This is a genomic window from Photobacterium sp., from assembly GCF_057456235.1.
On the sequence record NZ_JBVCPH010000001.1, the window covers coordinates 158571 to 183934 of the forward strand.

Genomic DNA, 25364 nt, shown 5'->3' on the forward strand with positions numbered 1-25364 from the left:
ACCTCTCTGGTATTATTTTTGATGATGCGGATCAAAGGCATCACGAACCGCTTCACCAACAAAGACGAGCAAGCTTAGCATTATCGACAGCACCACAAAGGCTGAGAGCCCTAGCCAGGGTGCCTGCAAATTGGTTTTGCCCTGAGCCAGTAATTCACCCAGTGAGGGTGAACCGGCAGGAAGGCCAAACCCAAGGAAATCGAGCGATGTTAATGTGGTAACCGAGCCACTGAGAATAAAAGGCATCATTGTCAGTGACGCGACCATGGCGTTTGGCAACATATGGCGCAACATGATCCGGCTATCACTCACCCCCAACGCCTGCGCCGCCCGTACGTAATCAAGATTACGGCACCGAAGAAACTCAGCCCGCACCACCCCCACCAGCGTCATCCAGCTGAACAACACCATAATGCTGAGCAACCACCAGAAGTTAGGTTCAACAAAACTCGACAGAATAATCAGTAAAAATAAGGTTGGCATCCCCGACCAGACTTCGATAAACCGCTGGCCAAACAGATCAAGCCAGCCGCCGTAATAGCCCTGACAAGCGCCCACAACGACACCAATCAAGGTGGAAATAATGGTCAAAGCAAACCCGAACAGGACCGATACCCTGAAACCGTAAATAATGCGGGCCAGCACATCTCGTCCCTTATCATCGGTTCCCAGCCAATTTACCCGGTCTGGAGCCGAAGGCGCCGGTCCCGACAAGTTGTAGTTGATGGTGTCATAATGAAACGGGATCAATGGCCAAATCATGTATCCGTCCGCTTCAATCAGCTCGACCACATAGGGATCCGTAAAGTCCGCTTCTGCTTCAAACTCGCCGCCAAAATCGGTCTCGGCGTACTGCTGAACGATTGGGAAATACCAGTCTGATTTAAAATTAATCACCAGCGGCTTGTCATTGGCAACCACCTCAGCAAACAGGCAGATCACAAACAGAACAGAGAAAATCCACAGCGACCAGTAACCCCGCTTATGGGCCCGAAACCGTGACCATCTTTCCCTTGTTATCGGGTTCATCGCTAGCGCCCCTCAAAATCAATGCGTGGATCGACTAGGGTATAAGTGAGATCTGAAATAATATTCAGCAGCAAGCCTAACAACGTCATGATATAGAGGGAGCTGAAAACTACCGGATAATCACGCTGAATGGTTGATTCAAACCCAAGCAGACCTATCCCCTCTAACGAGAACATTACCTCGATCAACATCGCGCCGGTGAAGAAAATACTGATAAATGCGCTGGGAAAACCGGCGATGATGATCAGCATCGCATTGCGGAATGCATGGCGATACAGAATGCTGCGTTCGTCCAGCCCCTTGGCACGGGCAGTGACGATATATTGCTTATTAATTTCATCCAGAAAGGAGTTTTTGGTCAGCATGGTCAGGGTCGCGAAGCCACCGACTACCATCGCCAGAATGGGTAATGTCATGTGCCAGAAATAGTCCGCTATCTGCTGATACCATGTCATCTGGGCAAAATCTGGTGATACCAGTCCCCGCAGCGGGAACCAGCTGAAATAATTGCCACTGGAAAAGACAATGATGAGTAAAATTGCAAACAGAAACCCCGGTATGGCATACCCGACAATAATGAGCGCGCTACTCCAGACATCGAAACGCGAGCCGTGCTTTATCGCTTTGGCTATCCCGAGCGGAATCGAGATAAAGTAGATGATCAGCGTGCTCCACAAGCCAAGGGAAACAGAGACCGGCAAGCGTTCTACGATCAGGTCAATCACGTTTCCGCCCTTAAATAAGCTTTCGCCGAAATCGAAGGTGGCGTAGTTTTTCAACATGTCGAGGTAGCGCTCCAGCAGAGGTTTATCAAATCCAAACTGCTTCCTGATCGCCTCAACGACTTCCGGATCCAGACCCCGCGATCCGCGATAACCGGAGCTCGCATCACCGGGCTCTGTAAGCTGAACTTCCTTACCACCGCCGGCAAAGCGTTCCATTATGCCGGACGAGTGTCCTTCAAGCCGTGCTACGGCCTGCTCGACCGGCCCGCCAGGCGCGACCTGAATAACAAAGAAGTTAATCGTGATGATCGCCCACAACGTAGGAATAACCAGTAACAGACGACGAAAAATATATGCTGTCATATTCACAATCTTAAGGGCTATATACCCTTCATGCTTGAAATTACAGGCTGTATTTCCAACGCATGATGGGTATCAATAATGATAACTAACGCCTTTTTTCTGGCAGCTTCAGGGCTTTTTCCTGATCAATCCACCAGGTATCCTGCCCGAGTTGATACTTGGGCCTGATCGCTGGACGAGAGAACTTATCCCAGCTTGCAACCCTGAACTTACTGATATGCCACTGAGGAATGACAAAGAAGTTCCATTGCAGCACCCGATCCAAGGCCCGCCCATACGCCAGCAACGCATCCGGATTTTGCTGGTTGTCGGCAATTTTTTCGGTCAGGTAATCAATCGCCGGATCCCGCACACCGGCAGTGTTATAAGTACTGTCGATAAATTTGCTATTCCAGGCAATTAACAGGTTTGGGCTGGGGTATGGATTGGCACCATATCCGGCGGAGACCATATCAAAGTCACGATCGCGCACCCGCTTAATATATTGTGTGGTATCCACCGTGCGGATTTTCATTTCGATCCCCATCTGCTGCATATTTTTCTGTAGCGGGATCGCCAGACGTTCCGTACTCGGGCTATAAATCAGCAGCTCAAATGTAAACGGCTCGCCGGTCTTCACATTGGCCATCACCTTATCTTTAAGCTCCCAGCCAGCCTCTTTCAGCAGCGGCAACGCTTTGCGGATCTGGGCCCGAATACGGCCGGAACCATCGGTCATCGGCGGCTGATAATCACGGGTAAAAACACGCGGCGGTATTATGTCCTTAATCGGTTCCAGCACAGCCAGTTCAGCTTCTGACGGTAACCCGTGGGCTTCATAATCGGTATTCTGGAAAAAACTTCGCGTACGCTGGTACTGATCATAGAACAAGGTTTTATTCATCCATTTGAAATCCAGGGCGTAGTTCAACGCCTCGCGCACCCTTGAATCACTAAAAACTGGACTCTCGGTATTAAAAACAAAAGCCTGCATCGCCTGAGGGATCTGATGGGGGATCTCTTCTTTACGAATATACCCTTTGTCGAAATTTGGCCCTTCATACATGGTCGCCCAGAACTTCGCTACGTTTTCCTCACGAACGTCATACTCGCCGGCTTTAAACGCTTCCAGTGTGACCGTTTCATCACGGTAATAGTCATAGCGAATGGTATCGAAGTTATTCCGGCCAACGTTAACGGGTAAGTTCTCGGCCCAGTAGTCCTTCACCCGCGCATACGTCACACTTTGTCCTGGTTTGTAATCAGCCACTTTATAGCTGCTGCTACCCAGCGGCGGTTCACTCAGCGGCTCCCCCAGATCTTTATCTTTCCAGTAATGAGCGGGTAACACGGTCAGGTTCTGTACCAGAGAAAGCAACACTTCGCGGTTCGGCTTTGCCATCTCGACCCGAGCAGTACCGGCGGATACTGCTGTCACCGATTTCACATCTTTATAGTAAACCTTGTATTGTGGCACCCCTTGCGCCATGAACTTACTGAAGGAAAACGCTACATCTTCTGCGGTAATTGGATGCCCATCGTGAAAACGGGCCTTGGGATGAATATCAATTTCCATCCAGGAGTAGTCATCTGAATAACGGACCTTTTGTGCAATGAGCGGATAATAGCTGTCTATTTCATCAGCCGCCGCAACAAACAGCGTGTCATACATTGCTTCTGCACGTGCTGCGGAAACACCGCGGGTCGCGTAACGGTTAAAACTATCGTAGGTACCAACCTGGGCGTAAGTGACCATCCCCCCTTTCGGTGCGTCCGGGTTTACATAGTCAAAATGGGAGAAATCACTGGGGTATTTTGCCTCACCAAATCCGACAAGGTGTGTAGATTCAATCACTTCAGAAGCAGCAAGCTGAACGCTTGTTAACATAAAACAAAATACAAATGCCCAATTCCGTCGCATAATCATCTCCCACTCCTTTCCCCGTAACCCTGAATATCAAATTCTTTTTACTTTTCATTATTCTACGATAGGACAGTAATCACGATTCGACAAACGCCAAACAATAAAGGCCTCTCTCCTTATCACAATGGATGCCCGTGAAATTTCATCGACAGAATTTGCTGATATTTTGCTCTCTTTGGTTGTCTTGAGTAAAAAATTCGGTAAAAACAGCACATATTTTGATTTTTCATTAGAGCAGAAATATGCTCAATTGATTGAGTATGCTAATATTTTTCGCTTTGTTATCCGCAGGGATAATGTCGTAACGGACCAACAGACATGCTGCAAAATTCTTCATTAGCCAAACTCATCAACACTTTTTTAGTGATCGGGCTATATTTGGGAGGGATATCTTCTTCATTCGCTTCCCTGCAGGATGAATACCTTGTCGAAACGTGGACCAGCCGAAACGGCCTGCCGCACAACAGCATTAATGCGATAAGCCAAACACAAGATGGCTATCTGTGGTTTGCAACCTGGGAAGGTATTGCCCGCTTTAATGGCCGAGAATTTAAACTCTTTACCAGAGGCGCTGAAAGCGCGCTGATCGATTCAGGTGTTCAAGCCCTTTACGCTGATCCTGATGGCGGGTTGCTTGCTGGTGATGCCCGAGGGGGCCTGATTTACAGAACACCTTACAACTGGCACCCCCTCCCCCAGGTCAAAAGCCTTGTCAACGCCGTTATCCGCCAACCTGACGGCGGTATCTGGCTCGGTTTACGAGGAGAAGGCCTTATTTTTCGTGCTCACGACCACGCTGCAGACCAGGTCGTTTTACCTGGACTGACAGTATACAACCTTTCTTTGCGTCAAAATGGTGATTTGCTGGCATCAACGAGCCTAGGTTTGTACCTCATTTCGTCCGGCAATATTGACAATATCAGCCAGTCAAATGGGCTAAAGAACCTCTCTGTTTATTCTGCCGTAGAAGATAAACAGGGACGAATTATCTTTGGTGGCGAAAACGGTGTCTGGCGCTATGAAAAAGGTCGACTTTCTCGTCTTCATGACAATTTAAATAATATTTTTGTTTCCAACATCCTTATTGATAAGCAGGATAATTACTGGTTTGGCACGTTTAACCAGGGTATTTATCGTTTTTACGCGAACAACGTCTCTTCACTCACTGAGTTCAATGGGGTTGCCCATGACCAGATTTTATCCCTCTATCAGGATCGTGAAAATTCAATCTGGGTGGGTACCCACACCGGACTTCTCCGCTTACGTCAGGCATCTTTTAGTAACTGGGGGACAACCAGAGGACTGGCAGGCGATTATATCCGAACCGTTCTCGCTTTGGATTCCGGCGAAATCATCGCGGGAAGCAGCAAAGGATTGAGTGTTATTCACAACAAACAACTCCGTAATTATTCCCCTCCAACATCAGGCGGTTTGACACCTGAAACGCTCTCGGTAATGAGCTTAGGTCCCCGGCAAAAAGGTGGTGTATGGGTCGGTTCCTATAATCACGGCCTGTTCAGCTTCGATAACCAAACGCTAAGGCATGTTGATCTTCAAGGGTTACCATCCAATGTTGTTCGTGCCATTGCGGAAGACAGTCAGGGACAGCTGTGGATCGGTACAATGGCCGGGCTGATCCGGTATTCCAGTGATGGCACAACACACCAACTTTTTACGACGAATGATGGTCTTCCGAGTAATTTCATTATGGCACTGACATTGGATGAACAGGGGCAAGTCTGGGTTGGAACCGGGGGTGGTGTCGCTGTCATTAATCAAAACCAGATCAGAACCCTAAATCTTCAACCACTTGAAAAAGCTGAGTTCGTATTCGGCTTTTATGCCCAAAAAAAGTACATGTGGATGGCCACCGACAGGGGGCTTATCCGTTACCGCTTTTCCGACCAAAAACTAAGCATTATCGGACAGAAAAATGGTCTTCCGATTGATAAGCTATTTCAGGTTATCCCTGATCGAAATGGCTCTCTTTGGCTCACCTCTAATCGTGGTCTCTGGCGGGTATCGACAGATGAAGCCAATGCCATTGCCGATGGTACGGAATTTCGGATCAATTTCGATCATTATAATGAACTCGACGGAATGGCAACAGCCCAGCTGAATGGTGGTTCGAACCCGACCGCAGCCATCGATGCTTCAGGTCAGTTATGGTTTGCGACCGCGAAAGGCATCGCATCCACTCACCCGCTGCGTTTCAAACAACTCGTGTCCCCAAAATTCCCGACGATCATAGAACGAGTACGCGGTGATCAAACATGGCTGAACTTAGCAAATGAGCAGCCCACTGTTTTACCCGCAGGAAGCCAGCGAATGACATTTGATTTTGTCGGGCTGGGTTATATCTCTTCTCAGCACATACGTTACCGTACGAAGTTAGAAGGGCTAGAATCAGAATGGATTGAACGAGGTACGCAAGGCTTTGCCGAATATACAAACCTTGCCCCCGGGCATTATCGCTTTGTGGTTAATGCCTATTACCCTTACCACCCGAATGAAATAAACCAGGCCAGCTTTTCATTTCGTATTCTTCCCCACTGGTGGCAAAGAAAGAGCATCCAGCTTGGAATCGCGTTGTTGGTCTTCTTTACTTTTGCCCAGTCCTTCAGGTGGCGGACACGCCGTCTCAGACAATCTGAATTAAAACTAAAATATGAGGTTGAGCAAAAAACCCAAGCACTTCAGGTTCAAGCATCGGCTTTTGAAAAACAGGCAAGGGAAGATCAATTAACCGGTTTGTATAATCGTCGTGCTTTTGATGAGTGGATAGACCAGATTGCTTCATCACCTTTGCAAAATAAGCCGCTATCAGTCGTGATGTTAGATATCGACCACTTTAAGAAAATCAATGATACCTATACTCACCTGGCCGGTGATCAGGTTTTACGAACCGTTGGTAAGAGGCTTGCGCAGTTCAGTCAAAATGACTGTTTTATTGCCCGTTGGGGAGGAGAAGAGTTCGTAATGGGTATTATTGGTTGGCAGCCACATCACGTGTACTCTTTATGTGAAAAAATCAACTTATTAGTTAAAGAGCAAGACTACAGTCGAATTGCAGAGGATTTATCGGTCACTATAAGTATCGGAGTCGTAAATTCTGATACTTCATACGATTTTGCTCAGCTGCTTCGCTGTGCCGATAAGGCATTATTTGAGGTTAAAAAAGCAGGTCGCGATGGGATTTTTGTTCATGAGTCTAATAAGCAGGCCCTAGTGACTTCTTAATGAATGCCTTGAGCTTATCTTCTATTCTAACGCCAGGAAAACAGCAGCAACCAAATACTTGCTAGTAACAGGCGTTACCGCTACCATTCAGCACAATTCTGGTAATGAGCAAAATACAGCGCCACTATTATAATGTCATTTAGTGGATACTGTGCTTCATTCCCCTAATTTATAAAAGCCTGCGTTGTGGTTAAATTCATCAATTAGAATATAGTCTTTTAGATTTGAAAATATTTCCCTTGAATTCTCGATGGATTCATTAAAATCCGAATTCACAAATAAAAACTTCGCTTAACTATGATTAAGGGTGTATTCAATGTTTTCCTTGGAAAGACTGATATTACACATCATCAGGGTTGCTCCAATCATAGGTACAAAAAAGTAGAGCTCTAAGTATCTATGGCTATCCCAGTCTGCTATTGCTACAACATCGCCTTTTTTAACACCTATTGTAGTAAGTGAAGATGACAATCTTGTTACTCGTTCTTTTAATTCGTCATAGCTATATCTGGAAGCGATTTTATATACTACAAAGCTTTCCTTGTTTTTCTTCATACTATCAAAAAATAAGCTCTGAAGGTTCAATTGAAAATTCATGCTTAACATTCCTTATTAAATCAGTGGAATTATCTGATTTAAATTATGGAATTCGCAAATCAAATTTTAAAAGTGCTTATCTAATAATTAAATACCCTTTAATCTTAAGATGAGGTTTAATGCAGCTGGCTTTTATAATAAGGAAGATAAGATTTTGACTAAAATAACAAACAAAGGCAGGTTACTAATATTAGTAGCACTAATATTGGTGGGGTTAAACCTCAGACCTTCAATGGCCTCTATAGGCCCTGTGCTTAGCTCCATTCGTTCTGACATTCCATTGTCGTTCACCATGGTGTCTTTACTGACCATGTTACCGGTCTTTACCATGGGTCTAGCAATGTTTGTCGGGATCAGGCTTGGGAAAAAAGTAGGGGAACATCGTTTAATTGCATACTCTTTGCTGCTTATCTCTGTTGCTACGTCGTACCGCTACTACGCTCAAAATCCAGCTGACTTACTGATTACCGCAACTGTTGCCGGTATCGGGATCGCATTGATACAAGCTTTGATTCCAAAAATCATCAAAACCCACTTCTCCAACTCTATTGAACTGTTTATGGGCGTTTATGTTACGGCCATCATGGGCGGTGCAGCTCTATCAGCTTCTGCGTCACCCTATATCGTAGAGTTCAGCAGCAATTGGCGATTCGGGCTTTCTATTTGGGGTGGATTAGCGATTGTTGCTTTCATTTCTTGGTTTGGAGTCAGAGCCTACACAGAAGATCAAGTTGGCCAGGATGTAGATACAAAGAATCAGGAGGCTATTCATAAAACGCCAAGGGCATGGCTGCTAGGCATATTTTTCGGACTAGGCACTTCTGCCTATACCTGTGTTCTTGCTTGGCTACCTCCATACTATTTTGACCTTGGTTGGGAAAACAAAGAATCAGGCCTGATCCTCGCCTTTTTAACATCTATTGAAGTTGTTGCTGGCCTATTGATTCCTGCCATCGCGAGCAGAAACATAGACCGACGCGGTATATTAATCTTTTTGCTCGTTTGCATTATCGTCGGGTTCTGCGGGTTAATCACTCTGCCAAAATCTTTGGCCCTAGTATGGGCGACACTCCTAGGTTTGGGCATTGGTGGCCTTTTCCCTATGAGCCTCATTGTAACCATGGATCATGTCGACAATCCGTCTCAGGCAGGCAAACTAACCTCATTCGTACAAGGTATTGGCTATATGATAGCCGCCATGTCACCTCTAGTGGCTGGTTACATAAAAGACAGCTCATCAAGTTTTGCTAATGCATGGGCGATTCTAGCTTCTGTCGCCGCGCTGATGATCTTTATGGCAATCAGATTCAAACCCGCGGAATACGAAATTCACTTTAAAAACGTGGACACTTGCTCCTGATTGATCTCTTTACAGGCAATCATGATTTGCTCTCGTAGCCAGATATTTGCAAGGGTATCCGAAGAAGAAGGACTCCAAATAATATCTAGGCTAAAACCTGGCAAGCCCTTCGGGGCTTGCCTTGCATGCAAGGTAGTGTGTTGCTGCGATAGTTTTTTATAAACTTTCTCTGGCAGCATCATCATCATTTTCGAGCCCGTCAGCATTTTTATGCCCGAATAGTAACCGTTAGCTTTAACCGCAATGGTTCTCTGAAGGTCTTGCTTGTTTAGCCAAGTGTCGATCATGCAGTTGCTGTTAAGCCAAGGAGAAGGGAAAATCTGTTTTCTCTCTGAGAACTCTTCCAGCGACAATACCGAACTGCCGCTTTCCTTTTCCTTTCCATCAAAAACAGCCACCAGTTTATCATTGAGAACTGTCTGGTGTTGGAGGCTATGCGGGTAATAACCCTGACTAAGGACAACTCCAACATCAATCTTTTGATCTGCTATTGATTCAAACGGCACTTTATCTTCTGGCCGAATGACTTCAATACTTATTTTAAGGTCTTCGTCATTGATTTTTTTTAACAGCATTGGAATTACGAGTATTTCGAAATACTCTGGAGAAAAAATAGTAAATACCGTATTGGTTTCGTGTGGTGAAAATGATTGATTTTCGGCGCCACAGGTAGAAATCTTATCTAAAATCTCACCTATACTCTCTATTAAAAGAGTGGCTTTATAGGTCGGCTTCATTCCAACTCTTGAACTAACAAAGAGCTGGTCATCAAAAGCCGTCCTTAAACGATTCAGGCTATAACTGATAGTTGACTGGCTTAGTGACAAGACCTCTGAAACCTCAGTAACACTTTGATAAGTGTACATATTGTAGAATACCTCAAGTGCCTGAAAGTCTAGCTTTCTTAGCTTCTGTCGAAGAGCTGTTTTTTTTGCCATAGTCATACATTTACGTCCTGAAAAAACCTGATAAACCCATAACGTAATCAATACAACTCAAGAGTTCATTCACCAAGAAAATTGAAAGAATATTTAATTACATTATGCGCAGCTAGAAACTTTTACTTTGAAACTATTTTCAAATAAACAATTTTTGCGAGCGCTAGTTTATTACACAAATCCACATCCAAACCTGAATGATTCCCTCATATTTCAACTAAAACTTAATTGGTCTGCGTGAAATAACTGATTTAATTTCAATCATATGCTGCATCTGCTCTCTTTAAGCCGCACTCAAGTTAAACCACTTTTAACAACAGATCGGCTTCGAATGGTTTGCTCTTTTTTAAACGACCCAAATTCAGGCTGACTGCTTAATGAGCACCACCACAAACAAGATTATCGCAATCTTTTGAATGGACAAGACGCAACACAGCACACTTTATCGATTCCAACGACATCTGGTAGGAGACTGATGGAACAAATCTGCAGACATATGGTTCTTGGTGGTGGGGTTGTGTACTGGTGACCTTATTCAGGGCCAGTCAGATTTCTAGGGAGGTGAAGTTGCTGGTGGGCCTCTATTGGCTGGTCCAATCTGATAAAAACCAATCCTTCCGCCAATAAATTGCTCAGTGCATTCATATCTGAGTGGAGCATTGCCACTCTCAGTTGTTCCTCTACACCTACGATTTCAGTTTCGAAATCGCGTTCCATACTGCTAACTTCCCAATATCGTATGACAAACAACATTGAAACCACTTAAAAGAATGCCGATAAAACACATTCATCGGCACCCTTTTTGTTTTTCACAACCTGTTAGCTAGTCAGTAGGTTCAACAAGCGTTGTTGACTAAATCAGTGAACTCTTTTGCTATCAGTGATCAGATCATCTATCACAGATGTTTCAGGTGTCAGCAGTGGGCAAGTTAAAGAACAAAATCACAAACTGGAAGCAGTACAACAAGGCACTGGAGCAACTCGGTTCAATTACATTCTGGGTTGATGACTCTGCTATCGACTCTTGGATATGCACCGAACATCACGGAAGCGTGGTCGTGGGTTTCAGTATACGGATACTGCTATTGAAACAGCTTTAATGATTAAAGGGATTTATTCTCTTCCACTGCGCGCTCTGCAAGGTTTTATCAATTCCATTTTAAAGCTTATGAATGTGCCTCTTAGCTCGCCTGATTACACCTGTATCAGTAAACGAGCTAAGACTGTCGAGGTGCAACCAAACACTTGCTAGAAACAGGCGTTACCGCTACCATTCAGCACAATTCTGGTAATGAGCAAAATACAGCGCCACTATTATAATGTCATTTAGTGGATACTGTGCTTCATTCCCCTAATTTATAAAAGCCTGCCCACAACGCAGGCTTTTTCTATTAACACCTTACTTCAGTGACCCAACTCGTTTGATGTTAAGCGTTTAGGTCCCTTCAAGGTATACAGGAACTCGTCATGTCTAAATTTTTCTTCAAAGGTCGTATCGAGAAGAAGCCAAAACACTCAAGCTATGGCTTCAACACTAACCGTGCTGCTAAGCCTGGTTCTGAAGACTTTCCATTATCTCTGATCGTTGCTAGTGAAGAACGAAAAGCTGAAGTTGAAGCGATTCTGGAAGAGAACAGCATTTTTGCTAACATCGAAGTCAATGCTGATGTGGAAGAAAATATCGTCGATCTGGAAGCGCTTCTGAATAAGCCTAAAACGACGACGTTTGATAAAACACCAAACCGCAACGATCCTTGCTCTTGTGGTAGCGGTAAAAAATTCAAGAAGTGTTGCGGTAAATAAAACCGCCCGTTACTTATTGCAAAGACCACCAGAGTACCTCGTTATACAGTAAACCCCTTATGACGAGGTACTCGCAGATTTTCACACTAATCATCTACATTTTTTTCAAATACAATAAAACAAACCGGTAACATTGATTAAATTTCGTCTCTCTTTTATTCACCTTCATTATCTCTGCTGGCTCTCTCTTTCAGCATTATCTCCTTGCCCACTACCTTGTAAGTAAATAACACAAAAAAGCATAAAAATAGAAACATGTCGAAAAATGTAGTTATATTACCTCACGTTATTGCCGCATATCTTTCACAGTACTCTAAACCAAGCCGTTTACGGCCGAAGATTGGTCATATTCCACCCACCCCATTGGCTTCTATTGTGAAAATAACTGTTTCCATTCGTCACCCAATCCAAACACGCCCCCTCATCACACAAACCTCTATTTATATGTTTTATATAAAGTTATTGAAAACGGCAAAATTTAACATCTGTGTTAACACAACAATTACAACATCTTTTTAAATCTTCGGCCTCTGAAGAGGAATAGCCTTATAGAAATTGCGCTTTAGAATGTCTTCCCCACAGAAAACAGCTTGTCAGTAAACAACTTCAGTTTCTGACGATGTAACTAAAACGACAATAACGATAGCAAGGCCGCTTAACCCAACAAGTTCATTGCACTTGATGGTGATCTGGAAGCAGGCCTCAACACACGGAGTGGGTATACCAATGACGTCCCTATTTGTATCTGTAACGCCGATTATCATCCTCATTTGGATGATGACGAAAAAAAACGGCGTGCCATCACATATTGCTTTACCGATCACCGCTCTGATGGTCGGTGTATTACAACTGTTTTATTTCAATACTGATATCACCTTAATTAACGCCAATATCGTAGCCGGCATCCTCTCTGCTATCACCCCAATTTCAATCGTTGCCGGTGCTATTTTACTTAACCGTATGACTTACCTTTCTGGTGCCGAAGATGTTATTCGCCGCTGGCTGGAAGGGATCAGCCGCAACCAGGTTTCCCAGCTGATGATTATCGGTTGGGCATTTGCATTCATGCTTGAAGGTGCTTCCGGTTTTGGTACTCCTGCCGCCATTGCAGCCCCGATTCTGGTTGGCTTAGGCTTTAATCCACTCAAAGTTGCAATGCTGGCGTTAGTGATGAACTCGGTGCCGGTTTCATTCGGCGCTGTTGGTACACCAACCTGGTTCGGTTTTTCTAACCTCGGGCTGGATAACGCAACACTGCTCGAAACGGGTAGAATTACCGCTTTAATTCACTTTGTCGCAGCATTTATTATTCCTCCTATGGCCTTACGCTTTATTGTCAGCTGGGGAGATATCCGCCGTAACTACTTATTCGTATTACTTAGTACTCTCTCATGTACTGTGCCTTATTTCCTTTTAGCGCAAGTGAATTATGAGTTCCCAGCCCTTGTCGGCGGTGCTATTGGACTGACATTATCAGTGGTATTTGCCCGCCTTAACCTTGGCCTGACTAAGAAAGACCCAGTCGCCATAAGACAAACCGCAGTTGCTGGCGAAGCAGCACTGCTGGCTGATAATCAAGCCTTTAACATGGCGGTGAGTAATACCCAGGATAAGCCATCAACAGCTTCTGCTTCTGCTGACGAAAAGGTGACTGGATTTGAAATATTCAAAGCGATGACCCCAACCATTTTGCTTATCGCTATTTTGATTATCACCCGCATTAAGCAATTTGGTATTAAGGCGATGCTTACCGATGGTACTGAAATGTTCAGTGTCTCGCTGGGGCCGCTTGGCGAGTTCAGTATCAGCCAGGCACTGATCCTTAAGCTAAGCCATATTTTGGGTACTGATGTTACTTGGGCTTATAAAACCCTTTATGTTCCGGCGCTGATCCCGTTCTTGCTGGTTGTACTGATCTCAATCCCGCTGTTTAAATTACGGGGCAATCTTGTAAAGCAGATGTTTGCCGAAACTGGAAGCCGCATAAAAATGCCATTCATTGCGCTGGTTGGTGCATTGATCATGGTGAAATTAATGATGACCGGCGGTGAAAACTCGCCAATTATGACCACTGGACAAGCCTTCTCTGATTTAATGGGCACCAGCTGGCAGTATGTCGCGGCCTATCTGGGTGCATTAGGCGCCTTCTTCTCTGGTTCTGCAACGGTATCAAACTTGACCTTTGGAGCAATCCAGCAGACCATTGCTATCAATGTTGGCTTACCACAAACGACAATCCTTGCCCTTCAGTCTGTCGGTGGCGCGATGGGTAATATGGTGTGTATCAATAATATCATTGCGGTTTCAACCATCCTGGGCATTGCCAACAAAGAAGGCTTCATTATCAAGCGTACCGTTGTTCCTATGATTATGTACGGTATTGTGGCGGCAATCATGAGTACTCTGGTTTGATTGATGCGTATAAATAAAACAGAATTTTGAGTTGACCTGTAAAGGAACGCCTTCAAATTAACGTTGTAATCATAAAAAAAGCGAGATGATGGTTAAAACATCATCTCGCTTTTTAATGCGCCATTGTTAATGAATTTGCGAAAAATTGTAAATTATTCAGTGGTCGGACTTTACATTCCAGATAACCGTTAGTACTGTAAGATACGTTCAATATTTTATCCCAATAAGTCATTTATAATGCTTAGTGAGGTGTTTATGGAAGAACAAAGCTCATTAACCAACCGGCAAGTACTGCTGAATGAAATCAATGAAAATTACTTTGATTTACAAAGGATCAGGGATGCTCACCCTGAATTGGCAGAACTTGATCCGCCAAAACATTTAGCCCATTTAGAAAGTGAAATTATTTCACGGATCCACAACTTGAGCTGCGAACTCAAGGCACTGAATTTGTTTCTACATAGTTCAACATTTTGAGCTAGACCACTCCCATGTCGACTTACCTGATCAGCCTCCCACTCAGTTAACTTAGCGTTTGGGAGGACTATATCCCACCGTTATTCAGCATCAGATCTCTGCTGAACCATATTGAAAACATGGTCGTTAACGACTCATCAGAACTTATCTTTATGGCCTTGATAGCACTGATACAGGTGCTCGATAAAGAGTTTTACCTTCGCCGGTTGATGGCGGGTGTACGGGTAAACCGCATAAATCCCCAAGCACTTTGCCACCTGATGTTGCAGTACCTCTACCAGCGTTCCCGCCTGTAAATCTTCTGCCACCAGCACTTTCGGCACATACACCAGCCCCTGGCCGAATAGCGCCGCTTTTCTTAAGGCTGAGGCATTGTTGGTACTGAAGTTGCCTTTGACTTTCACGGTGCAAGGCCCTGATTTTCCTTTGAACAACCACTCAGTTGCCCCTGTCTCCTGATAACTATAAGCAAGACAATTGTGATCGACCAAATCCGCTGAATTCGCTGGCGCTTTATGCCTGGCAAAATATTCCGGTGCGCCACAAATCACCCAATGCGCATCTGTCAGTCGCCTTGCTATAAAGCTCGAATCCGGCAATGCCCCTGTTCGAATAGCAAGATCAAAACCTTCTTCGACGATATCAACAAACCGATTATCCAGCTCCATATCAATATGAATATCCGGGTATTTGGCACTGAATTCAGCAATTGCCTGAGGCAGAATTAACTCGCCGGAAATGGTTGGCACCGTTAAACGAATCGCCCCTGAAAGTCTTTCACCAAGCCCACCCATCGCATCCTCTGCGTTCTGAACAGAGTGATGCACTTCTCGGGCATGGCCAAAAAACACCTCTCCCGCTTCGGTTAACGTCAGCTTGCGGGTGGTGCGGTAGATAAGCTGCACGCCGAGATCTTCTTCCAGTCGCGTGATGCGTTTGCTTACAACCGACTTGGTAAGCCCAACCTGGTCGGCGGCTTTACTGAAAGAGCCCTGCTCTATCAGATGGTAAAAAACCAGAAAGTCATCAGTACTTCGCATTTTACTCTCGCTGAATTGAACAGATCATTAATGATTTGGTATTAGTACACTTTTTGCAACAAACTTATGTATTGATGGCAGTATATCAACCAAAGAAATGTTATTAAAATATTAAATTGAGTGAAGTGATCCATAATACCTATAACATCAGATGTATTACTTCAAAACCGGCAACCCTAACAGTAATGATGATGAAAATAAGCCATAACAATAAAAGCGTTTATTCAGCATATTCCTGTCGCTGCTTACTCTCAGCACAGGCATCATCATGGAGCACTGAGCAATGGAACATCCCTACACCATGCTGATTGAACAGCTTAAAAAAAATATCAATACAAAACGCATCATTACCGATCCAACGCTGACACTGGCTTACGGAACAGACGCCAGTTTCTACCGCCTTGTCCCTAAAGTCATTCTTCAGCTGGACTCTTTAGATGAAGTCGTCACTTCAGTGAAAACCTGTTACGACTTACACATTCCTGTTACGTTTCGCGCTGCTGGTACCAGCCTTTCCGGGCAGGCTCTGTCAGATTCAGTACTGATCACCCTGACCGATAAATGGCGTAATCACAAAATTCTTAATAATGCCGAACAGATCTGGCTGCAGCCTGGCATTATTGGAGCCGAAGCCAATAAATTACTGACCCCATATGGCCGTAAAATTGGCCCGGATCCCGCCTCTATCAATACCTGTAAAATTGGTGGTATTGCCGCCAACAACGCCTCAGGGATGTGTTGCGGCACCGCCCAAAACAGTTATAAAACCCTGGCAGGCATGACCGTCGTACTGGCTGACGGCACGGTGCTTGATACCCTAAATCCGGATAGCGTCAGCCTGTTTAAACAAACCCATCGCGAAATGCTCTTTGATCTGACAACACTGGCTCAGGCGTGCAGAGACAACACCGAGCTTGCGGACAAGATCCGCCATAAATACCGCCTGAAAAATACCACCGGCTACAGCCTTAACTCCCTGACTGACTTCACTGATCCCATCGACATTCTGCAACACCTCTTTATTGGTTCTGAAGGCACGTTAGGCTTTATTGCTGATATTACCTATAACACCGTCGTTGACCATGCCCATAAGGCATCAGGTCTCTTTGTGTTTGGTGATATTGAAAGAACGTGCCTGGCGGTAAGTGAACTGGGTAAGACCAGTGCCGCTGCGGTAGAGCTGATGGATAGCCGCTCGCTGGCCTCCGTTGCCAATGAAGCTGGTATGCCTGACTTCATTGCCCGGCTCGGGAAAGAAGGCAATAGCGAAGCCGCCGCACTATTGATTGAAATTCACGCCGATAATGCTGCCGGCTTACTCGAACAAAGTAACGCTATTTCAGCCATCATCGACAGCTTCACCCCCATCCATCAGGTCTCATTCAGTACTGATACCAAAGTCTGCGCGCAACTCTGGGCTATCCGTAAAGGCTTATTCCCTGCCGTCGGCGCTGTTCGCGAAACAGGCACAACCGTCATTATTGAAGATGTCGCCTTCCCTATCGAGCAACTGGCCCCTGCCGTTCGCGAATTACAACAGCTCTTTACCCGGTATCATTACCACGAGGCCATTATCTTCGGCCATGCCCTGGCGGGTAACCTCCACTTTGTTTTTACCCAGGCTTTCGATACCGAAGAAGAGATCAATCGATACAGTGCTTTCATGGACGCTGTTGCCCAGTTGGTCGCAGTCGATTACCAGGGCTCATTAAAAGCTGAGCACGGTACCGGACGAAATATGGCTCCGTACGTCGAGCTTGAATGGGGCAAGGACGGCTTTGCCCTGATGCAACAAATCAAACAGATTTTCGACCGCACCGGCATTCTGAACCCGGGGGTGATCCTCAATGACGATCACCATGCCCATGTTAAAAATCTCAAGGCAATGCCGGCGGCTGATACCCTGATCGATAAATGTATTGAATGTGGTTTCTGTGAACCGGTCTGTCCGTCACGCAAGCTGTCACTGACCCCGCGCCAGCGTAATACGGTATATCGCGAAATCAGCCGCCTGCGCCGTACTGATGAAGATCCGGCACGTCTTGCCGAGATGGAAAAAACCTTCCGCTATCAGGGTATCGATACCTGCGCGGCAACAGGGCTGTGTGCAGACCGGTGTCCGGTTGGGATTAATACTGGCGATCTGATGCGCAAATTACGTGAAGAACACTCTCCGCTGGCTAAATCTATCGCTCGCTGGACAGCAGATAATTTTTCGACAATCACCACTGCAACAAAGCTGGGGCTAGGTGCCGCTGATGGCATGCATTCACTGCTTGGCAGCAATAATATGAAAAAGCTGAGTAAGGCGGCTTATAAACTGAGCGGTCAAAAGCTTCCGCTCTGGACAGAGCACATGCCGCGCCCGGCAGGTAAAATGAAAGCGCCGCAAATATTCAATATTGCCCGGGAAAAAATCGTCTACTTCCCCAGTTGTGCATCCCGTAATATGGGCACCGAGCAAAGGGCAATGGATTCCCGACCGCTGGCAGAAGTGACAATTTCTTTACTTGAGAAAGCCGGTTTTGAAGTGGTGATGCCCGGCGAGCTTGATAACCAATGCTGTGGTATGCCCTATAAGAGCAAAGGCTTTGTCGATGCGGCAAACAGCAAGGCTAAGCAACTGGAAGAGACCCTGTGGCAGGCTTCTGAGCAAGGCAAGCTACCCATCTTGATGGATACCAGCCCCTGCGCAAGCTTAAGCAAAGATGTGATGCGTAACGATATCACTATCTATGAACCCTTTCAGTTTATCGCCGATTTTGTGATGCCACGGATTAATATTGAGGCGCAAGATGAACCGGTAATGCTGCACATTACCTGTACCTCGCGCCGCAAAGGGCTGGCCGATGTAATGCAGAAAGTGACAGAGACGTGCGCCAAACAGGTGATCATTCCGGAAGATATTCAGTGCTGCGGTTTTGCCGGTGATAAAGGCTTTACCACACCAGAGCTTAACGCCTCGGCTCTTTCCCCGCTTAAAGAGCAGGTTCCAGCCAACTGCAAAGAAGGCTACTCCAACAGCCGTACGTGTGAAATTGGCCTTTCTGAACACAGTGGTATTGAATACCGCTCAATACTGTATTTGGTTGATAAAGTAAGCCGTCCACAGGCTTAATTATTACAGATCAAGACAAACAGGCTAATCACGATAAACCCACCGGCATTTCAGTACGGTGGGTTTGTTGCTTATTAATACAACGTTATAATCTTCACAATCACTTATCCCTGTGGGTACAGGGAACACAGACAATCAATCCCCTTAAGTTCTTCCTGAAGCGGTTCATCCCTGTGGGTACAGGGAACACCAGCAAGCATTAGCTAACGGAGATAAGTATTACGGTTCATCCCTGTGGGTACAGGGAACACCTTGAGTGGGTCGGATTGGCACGATAGCCACTCGGTTCATCCCTGTGGGTACAGGGAACACTGATGCGTGTTCATTGTTTGATTACTATGTTTCGGTTCATCCCTGTGGATACAGGGAACACCTACATTCGAACGATCACAACGGGCCATCACTCGGTTCATCCCTGTGGATACAGGGAACACGTCAGGATATAAATCAAGACAGACCGCCCTTGCGGTTCATCCCTGTGGATACAGGGAACACTTATGGATAAACCAGAGTTACGTGTTAGTGAACGGTTCATCCCTGTGGATACAGGGAACACCATTAAGATAAATACCATTGGACCAAGGACGACGGTTCATCCCTGTGGATACAGGGAACACGAAGGTGATACAACTATTAGTGCTGCTAATGCCGGTTCATCCCTGTGGATACAGGGAACACCAGATTTTTAATATCATCGTTATTCAATGTTTCGGTTCATCCCTGTGGATACAGGGAACACTTAACGGAAGTTGTCACACCGCGGAATGTAAACGGTTCATCCCTGTGGATACAGGGAACACGTCTACATCAATGATTTGCTCTGGCGACTTCTCGGTTCATCCCTGTGGATACAGGGAACACAGCGAATCAAGAACATTACCGCGCAAGACATTCGGTTCATCCCTGTGGATACAGGGAACACAAGCGTTTGGTTTGTTAAAGGCAATTACAATACGGTTCATCCCTGTGGATACAGGGAACACCGTTCACCTGCTTCAAACTGGGTCACTTTCTCCGGTTCATCCCTGTGGATACAGGGAACACTCCACAGGTGTACCGCCACACGACGATGACACCGGTTCATCCCTGTGGATACAGGGAACACTACTGAATATTCACCCGCAAAGTAGACAAACGCGGTTCATCCCTGTGGATACAGGGAACACAAGCGCTGTGCTAGCTCAGCAGAAATATTCAGCGGTTCATCCCTGTGGATACAGGGAACACTCTAAAATCAGCAATACCACAAAGGAAACCCACGGTTCATCCCTGTGGATACAGGGAACACGCAGACGATCGGTTATGGGCGCACACGTTACCCGGTTCATCCCTGTGGATACAGGGAACACGAATTTCATTGATTACCCTTAATTTTTAATTTCGGTTCATCCCTGTGGATACAGGGAACACCTGCGGCGGCGGCAACCCCATGGCCAGCTAACCGGTTCATCCCTGTGGATACAGGGAACACGCAGGGCAACAATGGGATTACCTGTATTTCCGCGGTTCATCCCTGTGGATACAGGGAACACTGTATCAATACCATCTGGACGGACCGTTTCGACGGTTCATCCCTGTGGATACAGGGAACACCATCTCAAGCACATGCATATAGTCACACAGTGCGGTTCATCCCTGTGGATACAGGGAACACAGTACCTAAGCTATCAATATTAATTGAAACACCGGTTCATCCCTGTGGATACAGGGAACACTTAACTAACATCGCTAAAAACAATAGCGACTGCGGTTCATCCCTGTGGATACAGGGAACACGTTGCCAGAGTCTAATGCCGTTATCATTGTTACGGTTCATCCCTGTGGATACAGGGAACACACACCTTCACTATCTGTTCTTTCGGCTTCTTGCGGTTCATCCCTGTGGATACAGGGAACACTTCCTGTTATTACCCCAAAATATAAAATCAGGCGGTTCATCCCTGTGGATACAGGGAACACTTTTACGCATAAGCATAACCTAAAGGTTGGTTCGGTTCATCCCTGTGGATACAGGGAACACTAGTTAATCCGGTATCCCCGACGTTAGCGTCCCGGTTCATCCCTGTGGATACAGGGAACACTCACATCAAACGAACATAGAACCTACATGGCGCGGTTCATCCCTGTGGATACAGGGAACACCCGACAAGTGTTAACCCATATTACAATGATACCGGTTCATCCCTGTGGATACAGGGAACACGCTTTTTTAAGACGGTTAAGCCACCATCCTTCTGGTTCATCCCTGTGGATACAGGGAACACCAATTCACAAGTTACAGAGCATTTACGAGTTTCGGTTCATCCCTGTGGATACAGGGAACACGATACCCCAAGCTAGTTCGCGTTCTACAATACCGGTTCATCCCTGTGGATACAGGGAACACGTCTTCAATTTCAGCCAACTCTTTAGCTTTACGCGGTTCATCCCTGTGGATACAGGGAACACGATGATGCTTCCGTCAACGTAAGTGTGGCCAACGGTTCATCCCTGTGGATACAGGGAACACTCTAAAATTATATAACTGATTTTAAATAGAAAAAAGACCCTCTGTTTTTCTACCAAATATTTCCTCTGTTTTTTAAAGAGCAAATCACCTATTTTTCACGCTCTTTTTCAGGTAAAAACGTCACCAATCTGAGGCCATCTAAATCAATAGGCTGGCGGCGGTTCTCACCATAGGTGATAAAATCAAACCCCGATTCAGTATTGGTTGCCCACGCCAGCACCACATTGCCGCCTTCCGCCAACACCTCGACCTGTTCCCAGATCATTTCGCGAATCGGCCGACTGACATTGCCGACATAGACGCCAGCCCTGATTTCAAGCAACCATACCGCCAACCGACCCCTTAACCTTGGCGGAACCGCTTCTGTTACAACCATGCACATTGCCATGCTTAGTGACTCCTGTGGCCTATATCACCAATGGAAGACGGCTCTGGTATCGCGGGTGGTTGCGCGTCTTCATAAGGTTTGGGTGGTTCAACTTCACCTGCCGCGAGTATGTCTTCAATCAGGGGGATCAGCCGCTTCAAAGTCTTGTCTGTTCGAAATAACTCCCGACAAGCAAGGCGCACGTCTCTGTCTGGTCGTAACGGTGACTTGGCTGCCACTTTAAAGGCCAGGGGAACCACAGTTTCAAACTTGATCACATCAGCGATGTCATAAACAAAGCTTAACGGCTTGCCGGTATGCAAATAACCAATTGCAGGCGCATAACCTGCGGCCAGAATTGCGGCTTCGGTGATGCCATAAAGACAGGACGTTGCTGCACTGATGCATTGATTTGCCACATCGCTACCTTGCCAGTTTTCCCGATCATAGTTTCGACCATTCCACTTCACGCCATGTTGCTTTGCGAAGGTGGTATACAGTTTCCGAACCCGTGCGCCCTCAATGCCCCGGAGTTGATCCACACTGCGTCTTTTCGGAGCCTCTTCACCAAAACGCAGCTCAAACATTTTGCGTACCACTTTTAAACGAAGCTGCTCATCAAGTGCCAGTTTCGCCTGATATAACAGTTTGTCGGATCGTGCGCCGCCAGGTTGGCCGGAGGCATAAAACCTGACACCGCCTTCCCCTACCCAGGTGATCAAGGTTCCGACTTCAGATGCCAGTTTGATGGCGGCGTGGGAGATCCTTGTGCCGGGTTCGAGCATCAAGCAAGCCACAGAGCCCACTGGAATATGCATGCGCTCGCCATTAACTTCATCTATGACGACAAATGCCCCGTCGCGTACATCAATACGCCCCTTTCCAATAAAGATCATGGAATTTCGATCTTTCAACGGAATGGGTTTGAGCGGAATAAAAGCCATTTTGCCCCCAGAAAAAATGGCGGTTCAAACCCGCCGAATTAACATCATGCCGCACCCGAATGCTTTTGAACGGCCTATGCCCTTGTGCAAAGAATTAATCAATTTTTCTGGCTCTACCACGGTGAGAATTCCTTCATAATCAACCGCGGTAAAACTGATCATACGATCGTTCTTCTTCTGGATCGTCTTCTGCTGAACTGAAGCCAACACTGTCGGGGCGACATCAAACCGAATGCCGAGATTCTCTGTACGCCTTGTATTGCATAGCCAGTCAATGGCCGCCTGATCCATTGCAGATTTCACAATAATTGGATCGGTTTGTCCCTCTGCGGCTAATTGCTTTTTGGTATGCATCATCACATCATGCCGTTTACTCCGCCTGGTGCGCTCAGGGTTGGCAATATCAACAGTTGGATTGGCGCGTAATCGAAATGCCAGCCTCTGACCTTCATGTAAATGAGGCTGAAATGGCTTGGTTTCCACTTGCAATATGTCTGAACAACTCGCGGGCTTGCAGGCAGATAACACCATATATTCCGGCGTGCCTTTTAACGATTCAAAACCACGGCTTTGTTCTTCCCTGAATAGGAAATTACGCTCGTCATGTTCGCCAAATAACTGCCAGAGCAACTGATGGCTGGCATAGCTGCCATTTCTCAATACATGCTGTAGCTGTTTTCTCGCAGTACCATTTTCACGGTATCTCACGCGGGATAAATACATTAGTTGTCCTCCTGCGATAACACGACCTGATGCTCTAAGCGGTTAGCAAATTGCCAGCGTTCCCGATGAACAGGCTCATCCCAGCGGGTATGGGATTGCACTTTTTGGGCATCTTCTGATGACAGCTTCAGTAAGCTGCTATCCCCTTGCCAGAAGTAGGTCATGGTATCGGGAACATTCAACCACATTACATCCTCGCTGATGGTCTCTAAAAGTGGTGGGAATTTAGTCTCTAATGCACTTTTCAGATCGCTGCGCTCGACAATAACCGGCACTAAAGGCGCGGCTAAAGGACAACTCTTACGCCCCATCGATAAAACGAATTTCGGTTTGATCAAATGCTGCTGCAATGTCTGCAGATCCAATTCAGACCCGTCATTGAGCCAAATAGCAACAACCCACATGCCATCACTTCGGTAGTCTCGCGTAGAAAGCACCGTATTAAGTTTTAAAGCGTCTGACAGCTCATCTTTACGGGTTCGCAGTACACGCTTTTTATCTTGCGAGGGTACTTGAGTGGTGTGATAGTCACGCAGCAAAGTACCACTGGTGTACTGCTTCACACCTATCATCACCGCTTGGCGTAGTTGCTCCAAACGTTGGTGATCCGCTCTGCGGATCCCCAGCCCTGCGCCTAACAATCCCAAAATGGCAGAACGGGAAGGATAGCAGGCGGAAGGCCGATCTCCGCCCACCGCAGCTTCCCCCCAGCTGGCTAAGGGGCCGTACAATCTAAATACGAGGAAGTCCATGATGTTCCCCTTGCTTAGTCAGCCACAAAGGCGATGAAATCTTCAAAACGTCCTTCACCGGTGATGGCATTAAGATGTTGCCTTGCATCGGCACAGGCCCCGTAGACCTTATCGAAGTTTTTCACTTGCTTTTCCAGTGCGGTGATCGCCTCATAGGCCTGATCGTCGCCCCAAATTGGTTTCAAAAAAGCAACAGAGAGTGAACGCGGCTGCTGATCGCCTTTTTCAGCCAAGACATAAGACGCATACGCCCTTGATGCAAACGAGTTCTGCTTCCCTTTCGGGGACACTTTCACCGCCGCTTCGGTTAATGCGGCAATGGCTGTATTCGCCAATTCCAAATCGCCGCCTAAATTACTCACCAGCAACTCTTTATCGATACAAATGTAGCTATAGAAAAGTGCCGCCGCATAGCCGGACTCACCAATATGAGACGCGCCCATATCATCGGCACCATTGTTAAGATCATCGACTGCGGTAAAGTAATCATCTTCAACCGCTACGCTATGGACACTGATCGCATGCGCTACCTGACAGGCCGCTTCGACGTTAAATTCTGGGCTTGACGCTAACATGCGGCCGAATAAGGCAATATCGACACCTGTTGTGTCTTTACGCAGCAAGTTAAGTTCGTCTTGAACGGGTTCGCGCTGTTCTTGAATAAGTAACTCAACCAGTGCCATAACCGCTTTCTTTTCTGCCGGGCTGAGATGCGCGAGCTGTTCTATTTCGAGTGAGTCTTTCTTTAATTTGCCAAATTCCGCAGCGATCATGCCGCCCCACTTGGCTGCTTTTTTATCATCTATGCCACCTTGCACAAGGCGGTCAAAGACTTCGATTCCGTAACGCTTGGTGCGCGTTCCCATCTGATCGGCTAACGCTTCTTGAAAAAGATCGGATACACGCCAATTGCGTTTTAAGCTTTGAGAGCTGACACGTAAACGCTCACTGCCCCCCATACGGGCGGTTTTAGGACGGCCTAAGTCATCACGGTTCAGGTTGGATGGCGCATACGAGGTTAGCAGGTGTAACTGGATAAATTTACTCATCATTTTTTTCTCCAA

Annotated in this window: 18 protein-coding genes, 1 pseudogene and 1 CRISPR repeat array; of the genes and pseudogenes, 7 read left to right on the forward strand and 12 right to left on the reverse strand. The window is 46.2% G+C overall.

Going from position 1 to position 25364, the window contains the following annotated elements; translation table 11 throughout:
* Nucleotides 1–12: 12 nt before the first annotated feature.
* The 3 genes from AC2204_RS00585 to AC2204_RS00595 all read right to left on the reverse strand — a co-directional run bounded on the left by AC2204_RS00585 (nucleotide 13) and on the right by AC2204_RS00595 (nucleotide 4017).
* Nucleotides 13–1029: an ABC transporter permease gene (locus tag AC2204_RS00585; protein WP_318923351.1), complete on the reverse strand. Its 1017-nt coding sequence runs from the start codon at nucleotides 1027–1029 to the stop codon at nucleotides 13–15.
* A 2-nt stretch (nucleotides 1030–1031) separates the two neighbouring features.
* Nucleotides 1032–2117, reverse strand: coding sequence for a microcin C ABC transporter permease YejB (locus tag AC2204_RS00590; protein ID WP_318923353.1), 1086 nt, complete (start codon nucleotides 2115–2117; stop codon nucleotides 1032–1034).
* A gap of 85 nt (nucleotides 2118–2202) precedes the next feature.
* Nucleotides 2203–4017 (reverse strand): extracellular solute-binding protein, encoded by a 1815-nt coding sequence (locus tag AC2204_RS00595; RefSeq protein WP_318923354.1) that lies wholly within the window; start codon nucleotides 4015–4017, stop codon nucleotides 2203–2205.
* 321 nt (nucleotides 4018–4338) lie between these two features.
* Here AC2204_RS00595 and AC2204_RS00600 point away from each other — a divergent pair, with 321 nt between their 5' ends.
* Entirely contained in the window at nucleotides 4339–7260 is a 2922-nt protein-coding gene (locus tag AC2204_RS00600; protein WP_318923355.1) for a ligand-binding sensor domain-containing protein, read from the forward strand.
* A 291-nt stretch (nucleotides 7261–7551) separates the two neighbouring features.
* Here the strand turns inward: AC2204_RS00600 and AC2204_RS00605 are convergent, their stop codons facing one another.
* Complete coding sequence (locus tag AC2204_RS00605) at nucleotides 7552–7857, reverse strand: AMP-binding protein (RefSeq protein ID WP_318923356.1); 306 nt, start codon at nucleotides 7855–7857, stop codon at nucleotides 7552–7554.
* Nucleotides 7858–8011: 154 nt separating this feature from the next.
* Here AC2204_RS00605 and AC2204_RS00610 point away from each other — a divergent pair, with 154 nt between their 5' ends.
* Nucleotides 8012–9217, forward strand: coding sequence for a cyanate transporter (locus AC2204_RS00610; RefSeq protein WP_318923358.1), 1206 nt, complete (start codon nucleotides 8012–8014; stop codon nucleotides 9215–9217).
* On the opposite strand, the gene AC2204_RS00615 is transcribed toward AC2204_RS00610, so the two are convergent.
* Nucleotides 9187–10161, reverse strand: coding sequence for a LysR family transcriptional regulator (locus AC2204_RS00615; protein WP_318923359.1), 975 nt, complete (start codon nucleotides 10159–10161; stop codon nucleotides 9187–9189). The genes AC2204_RS00610 and AC2204_RS00615 overlap by 31 nt on opposite strands.
* A 525-nt stretch (nucleotides 10162–10686) precedes the next feature.
* Nucleotides 10687–10872: a hypothetical protein gene (locus AC2204_RS00620; protein ID WP_318923362.1), complete on the reverse strand. Its 186-nt coding sequence runs from the start codon at nucleotides 10870–10872 to the stop codon at nucleotides 10687–10689.
* A 203-nt stretch (nucleotides 10873–11075) separates the two neighbouring features.
* Between AC2204_RS00620 and AC2204_RS00625 the strand changes: the two are divergent.
* From AC2204_RS00625 to AC2204_RS00640, 4 genes and pseudogenes are all read left to right on the forward strand, one after another.
* A pseudogene (locus AC2204_RS00625) lies at nucleotides 11076–11392 on the forward strand (transposase); the annotation flags it as partial.
* Between the two features lie 230 nt (nucleotides 11393–11622).
* Nucleotides 11623–11958 carry a PBPRA1643 family SWIM/SEC-C metal-binding motif protein gene (locus AC2204_RS00630; RefSeq protein ID WP_318923364.1) on the forward strand — a complete coding sequence of 112 codons (336 nt, stop codon included), beginning with the start codon at nucleotides 11623–11625 and terminating at the stop codon, nucleotides 11956–11958.
* Between the two features lie 726 nt (nucleotides 11959–12684).
* Nucleotides 12685–14370 (forward strand): L-lactate permease, encoded by a 1686-nt coding sequence (locus AC2204_RS00635; RefSeq protein ID WP_318923366.1) that lies wholly within the window; start codon nucleotides 12685–12687, stop codon nucleotides 14368–14370.
* 255 nt (nucleotides 14371–14625) lie between these two features.
* Nucleotides 14626–14847 carry a hypothetical protein gene (locus AC2204_RS00640; protein ID WP_318923367.1) on the forward strand — a complete coding sequence of 74 codons (222 nt, stop codon included), beginning with the start codon at nucleotides 14626–14628 and terminating at the stop codon, nucleotides 14845–14847.
* A gap of 137 nt (nucleotides 14848–14984) precedes the next feature.
* On the opposite strand, the gene AC2204_RS00645 is transcribed toward AC2204_RS00640, so the two are convergent.
* Nucleotides 14985–15887 carry a LysR family transcriptional regulator gene (locus AC2204_RS00645; protein ID WP_318923368.1) on the reverse strand — a complete coding sequence of 301 codons (903 nt, stop codon included), beginning with the start codon at nucleotides 15885–15887 and terminating at the stop codon, nucleotides 14985–14987.
* Nucleotides 15888–16170: 283 nt separating this feature from the next.
* Between AC2204_RS00645 and AC2204_RS00650 the strand changes: the two genes are divergently transcribed.
* On the forward strand, nucleotides 16171–19005 hold the full coding sequence (locus AC2204_RS00650; protein WP_318923369.1) for an FAD-binding and (Fe-S)-binding domain-containing protein: 2835 nt from the start codon (nucleotides 16171–16173) through the stop codon (nucleotides 19003–19005).
* A gap of 161 nt (nucleotides 19006–19166) precedes the next feature.
* Nucleotides 19167–21514: a CRISPR direct-repeat array (repeat unit 29 nt; unit sequence CGGTTCATCCCTGTGGATACAGGGAACAC).
* A gap of 88 nt (nucleotides 21515–21602) precedes the next feature.
* Here the strand turns inward: AC2204_RS00650 and cas2e are convergent.
* Genes cas2e through cas7e form a run of 5 tightly spaced genes read right to left on the reverse strand, consistent with a single transcriptional unit; the run spans nucleotide 21603 to nucleotide 25352 of the window.
* The gene (cas2e, locus tag AC2204_RS00655; protein ID WP_318923370.1) at nucleotides 21603–21902 is read right to left on the reverse strand and encodes a type I-E CRISPR-associated endoribonuclease Cas2e; all 300 of its coding nucleotides are present in this window, start codon (nucleotides 21900–21902) and stop codon (nucleotides 21603–21605) included.
* 2 nt (nucleotides 21903–21904) lie between these two features.
* Nucleotides 21905–22825, reverse strand: a complete 921-nt coding sequence (gene cas1e / locus AC2204_RS00660; protein ID WP_318923371.1) for a type I-E CRISPR-associated endonuclease Cas1e — start codon at nucleotides 22823–22825, stop codon at nucleotides 21905–21907.
* A 24-nt stretch (nucleotides 22826–22849) separates the two neighbouring features.
* Nucleotides 22850–23548 carry a type I-E CRISPR-associated protein Cas6/Cse3/CasE gene (gene cas6e, locus AC2204_RS00665; protein WP_318923372.1) on the reverse strand — a complete coding sequence of 233 codons (699 nt, stop codon included), beginning with the start codon at nucleotides 23546–23548 and terminating at the stop codon, nucleotides 22850–22852.
* Complete coding sequence (gene cas5e / locus AC2204_RS00670) at nucleotides 23548–24300, reverse strand: type I-E CRISPR-associated protein Cas5/CasD (RefSeq protein ID WP_318923373.1); 753 nt, start codon at nucleotides 24298–24300, stop codon at nucleotides 23548–23550. The genes cas6e and cas5e overlap by 1 nt, the downstream gene beginning before the upstream one ends.
* 14 nt (nucleotides 24301–24314) lie before the next feature.
* Nucleotides 24315–25352, reverse strand: coding sequence for a type I-E CRISPR-associated protein Cas7/Cse4/CasC (gene cas7e / locus AC2204_RS00675; protein WP_318923375.1), 1038 nt, complete (start codon nucleotides 25350–25352; stop codon nucleotides 24315–24317).
* Nucleotides 25353–25364: the final 12 nt, after the last annotated feature.

Coding starts and splice junctions, on each gene's coding strand:
- AC2204_RS00585 (WP_318923351.1), bottom strand. CDS start 1,029: ATGAACCCGATAACAAGGGAAAGATGGTCACGGTTTCGGGCCCATAAG.
- AC2204_RS00590 (WP_318923353.1), bottom strand. CDS start 2,117: ATGACAGCATATATTTTTCGTCGTCTGTTACTGGTTATTCCTACGTTG.
- AC2204_RS00595 (WP_318923354.1), bottom strand. CDS start 4,017: ATGCGACGGAATTGGGCATTTGTATTTTGTTTTATGTTAACAAGCGTT.
- AC2204_RS00600 (WP_318923355.1), top strand. CDS start 4,339: ATGCTGCAAAATTCTTCATTAGCCAAACTCATCAACACTTTTTTAGTG.
- AC2204_RS00605 (WP_318923356.1), bottom strand. CDS start 7,857: ATGAATTTTCAATTGAACCTTCAGAGCTTATTTTTTGATAGTATGAAG.
- AC2204_RS00615 (WP_318923359.1), bottom strand. CDS start 10,161: ATGACTATGGCAAAAAAAACAGCTCTTCGACAGAAGCTAAGAAAGCTA.
- AC2204_RS00620 (WP_318923362.1), bottom strand. CDS start 10,872: ATGGAACGCGATTTCGAAACTGAAATCGTAGGTGTAGAGGAACAACTG.
- AC2204_RS00630 (WP_318923364.1), top strand. CDS start 11,623: ATGTCTAAATTTTTCTTCAAAGGTCGTATCGAGAAGAAGCCAAAACAC.
- AC2204_RS00635 (WP_318923366.1), top strand. CDS start 12,685: ATGACGTCCCTATTTGTATCTGTAACGCCGATTATCATCCTCATTTGG.
- AC2204_RS00640 (WP_318923367.1), top strand. CDS start 14,626: ATGGAAGAACAAAGCTCATTAACCAACCGGCAAGTACTGCTGAATGAA.
- AC2204_RS00645 (WP_318923368.1), bottom strand. CDS start 15,887: ATGCGAAGTACTGATGACTTTCTGGTTTTTTACCATCTGATAGAGCAG.
- AC2204_RS00650 (WP_318923369.1), top strand. CDS start 16,171: ATGGAACATCCCTACACCATGCTGATTGAACAGCTTAAAAAAAATATC.
- cas2e (WP_318923370.1), bottom strand. CDS start 21,902: ATGGCAATGTGCATGGTTGTAACAGAAGCGGTTCCGCCAAGGTTAAGG.
- cas1e (WP_318923371.1), bottom strand. CDS start 22,825: ATGGCTTTTATTCCGCTCAAACCCATTCCGTTGAAAGATCGAAATTCC.
- cas6e (WP_318923372.1), bottom strand. CDS start 23,548: ATGTATTTATCCCGCGTGAGATACCGTGAAAATGGTACTGCGAGAAAA.
- cas5e (WP_318923373.1), bottom strand. CDS start 24,300: ATGGACTTCCTCGTATTTAGATTGTACGGCCCCTTAGCCAGCTGGGGG.
- cas7e (WP_318923375.1), bottom strand. CDS start 25,352: ATGATGAGTAAATTTATCCAGTTACACCTGCTAACCTCGTATGCGCCA.